A 2,039-nucleotide genomic window follows, 5' to 3' on the forward strand; every position below is an offset into this window, starting at 1 on the left:
GGGTTAATGATGTGTTGCTGGCTGGGTTGGCGGCTGCGGTGGTGGAGTGGCGTGGGGGGGTTGGTTCGGTCCTGGTGGATGTGGAGGGTCATGGCCGGGAGCCGCTGGCCGATGGGGTCGACCTGTCGCGGACGGTGGGTTGGTTTACCAGTGTTTATCCGGTGAGGTTGGAGCCGGGTGAGGTGGACTTTGTCGATGTGCGGGCCGGTGGTGACGCGGCTGGTGTGGTGTTGAAGAGGGTCAAGGAGCAGGTGCGGGCGGTGCCCGGTGATGGTCTGGGTTTCGGGCTGTTGCGTTATCTGAATCCCGCTACGCGGCCGGCGTTGGCGGCGCTGCCGACCCCGCAGATCGGCTTCAACTACCTGGGCAGGTTCACCACCGGTTCCGGGCGGCAGGAGTGGCAGCCGGTGGCGCTCGGCGGGGACATGGACGAGCGGATGCCCGCCGCCCACATCCTGGAAGCAGGCGGAGTCGTCCGTGACGGCGCGGACGGCCCCGAGCTGAGCCTGATGTTCTCCTGGCCGGGGGAGTTGTTGGCCGAGTCCGCCGTGCGGGAGTTGGCCGAGGGCTGGGTGGCGATGCTGACCGGCTTGGCCGCGCACGCCGCGCGGCCTGGTGCGGGCGGGCACAGCCCGTCGGACTTCCCACTGGTCCCGCTGGCCCAGGGGCACGTGACCGAGCTGGAGGCTGCGCAGCCCGGCTTGGCCGAGGTGTGGCCGCTGTCGCCCCTGCAGGAGGGCCTGCTGTTCCACGCCATGCTCGGCGAGCAGGCGCTGGACGCCTACTCGGGGCAGGGCCTGCTGAACCTGCTCGGCCCGCTGGACACCGCTGTACTGCGGGCTGCGGGCCAGGCGCTGCTGGACCGGCATCCCAACCTGCGCGCCGGATTCCGGCACCTCGCCGGCCTGGAGCAGCCGGTCCAGGTGATCGCCGATCGGGTCGCGCTGCCATGGCGTGAGGCGGACGTGTCGGCGCTGCCTTCGGCCGAAGCCGAGGCGGAGGCCGACCGGCTGGCCGCCGCCGAGCTGGCCCGTGCCTTCGACCCCGCGGTGCCCCCGCTGCTGCGGTTCCTGGTGATCCGGTTCGGCGCACGACACCACCGCCTGGTGATCACCAACCATCACATCCTGATGGATGGTTGGTCGCTGCCGGTCCTGCTGCGTGAGTTGTCCACCATCTATGCGGCCGGCGGTGACCCGATCGGACTGCCACCGGTCACGCCGTACGGGGAGTATCTGGCCTGGCTAGGCCGCCAGGACCGGCACGCGGCGCGCGAGGCCTGGCAGCGGGAGCTGGCCGGCACGACGGAACCGACCCTGGTCGCGCCGGGCGACCCGGCCCGGCTTCCGGTGGCGCCGGGCCGGGTCATGGCCTCTGCGGGCCCCGAACTGATCGCGGCCCTGCGCGCCCTGGCCAGGGAGCACGACCTGACGCTGAACACGGTCGTGCAGGGGGCGTGGGCGATGCTGGTCAGTCGGTTGGCGGGGCAGCGCGATGTGGTGTTCGGTGCGGTCGTCGCGGGTCGTCCGCCCGAGCTGCCCGGGGTGGAGGACATGCTGGGGCTGTTCGTCAACACGGTGCCGGTGCGGGTGCCGCTGGACCCGAACCGGCCCGTCATCGAGATGCTGACCGCGTTGCAGGACCGGCAGTCGGCTCTGATCGCCCACCAGTACCTGGGGCTGGCCGAGATCCAGCGGTTGGCCGGTGCGGGCGCGACCTTCGACACGCTGGTGGCCTACGAGAACTATCCCTTCGACCCGGATGCTGGGCCCGAGCCCGGGTCCGGGCCCGACGACACGCTGCGGATCACCCCGGCCGGGGGGCGTGACTCGACGCACTATCCGCTGACGCTCGCGGTCATCCCGGGTGCCACGGACCTGCGGCTGCGGCTGACCTACCGCCCGGACGTGTTCGAGCCCGACCAGGTCGAGGGCTTCGGGCGCTGGTTGGTACGGATCCTGGAGGCTGTGGCGGCGGATCCGGGGGTGTTGGTGGGTCGGGTGCCGGTGTTGGGTGCGGCTGAGTGGGTGCGGGTGGTG

The 2,039-nt window shown here is 71.6% G+C and carries 1 protein-coding gene; it reads left to right on the forward strand.

The genetic code is table 11. The features are described from left to right. Positions 1 to 14 precede the first annotated feature (14 nt). The coding region (locus ALLO2_RS22940; protein ID WP_304413251.1) for a condensation domain-containing protein at positions 15 to 2,039 on the forward strand (2,025 nt) is incomplete at its 3' end.

Source organism: Frankia sp. Allo2 (assembly GCF_000733325.1).
GTDB lineage: Bacteria > Actinomycetota > Actinomycetes > Frankiales > Frankiaceae > Frankia > Frankia casuarinae.